The sequence below is a fragment of the Micrococcus sp. Mcc89 genome, assembly GCF_024519795.1.
Lineage (GTDB): Bacteria > Actinomycetota > Actinomycetes > Actinomycetales > Micrococcaceae > Micrococcus > Micrococcus luteus.
Map to the genome: position 1 here is coordinate 1 of NZ_JALJRI010000065.1, position 787 is coordinate 787.

The following is a 787-nucleotide window of genomic DNA, read 5'->3' on the forward strand; positions in this document are numbered from 1 at the left end:
GTTCGAATCCAACCGGGGGAGCCGAGCAGAGGCCCCTGCACCGACCATGTCGGTGTGGGGGCCTCTTCGTGCCTGGAGGACGACCGGGCCTAGAACGTGTCTGGCAATGAATCCAGGGGTCAGCTGACACCCTGGATCGCATCTTTCGTATCCAGACGCTCTCCGACGCCCGGGTGATGGCCGAGGTCATCATCTGCCGGTATCAGCACGTGAGTTCTGTGGCGGGATCTGCCCGAGGTCTACGGGCCCTGGCAGACCGCGCTGACCTGGTGCTGGCGGATGGCAGCTGAGGGCACCTGGCATGAAGTGCTAGCAACATTGGCGGCCGCCAGCGACGCCCAGGGCCTCATCTATGGATCGGTCCGGACTGGACTCCGCGATCGCCCACGCTCATCAGCAAGCCACGGACATTGCCCGCCATGCAGGGGATGGATCGAACTACGGGAATCTGCGGGATGAACCTGCCGGTCGCGGTATCGGACGCTCACGTGGCAGGTTGAGCACGAAGATCCATCAGCTCGACGCGGGGGCAGGAATGCCATTGGCCAGCTTGATCGCCTGAGCCAGGCAGGGGATTGACCGATGACGACTCCACTGCTTGGGCAGCCGCGGCGGTCATCCCCGTGTGAGCTGGCCATCAGGGCCACCGCAGGCGTCGTGGCTGCAGCAGCGGGTGCCCCGTCGGTTTCGACGCAGTCGCCTGTAGGGGCCGCAATGTCATCGAACGTCAGTTGTCAAGGGCCATTGAGTTCTGCCCATAGGCGGCCAGTGTTTCTTCCCGCTGGTG

1 pseudogene is annotated in these 787 nt (G+C 64.3%); it reads left to right on the forward strand.

Annotated features, from left to right (window positions below):
• Positions 1 to 146: 146 nt before the first annotated feature.
• Positions 147 to 731: pseudogene (locus tag NR072_RS07570) on the forward strand (IS5/IS1182 family transposase); the annotation flags it as partial.
• Positions 732 to 787 lie beyond the last annotated feature (56 nt).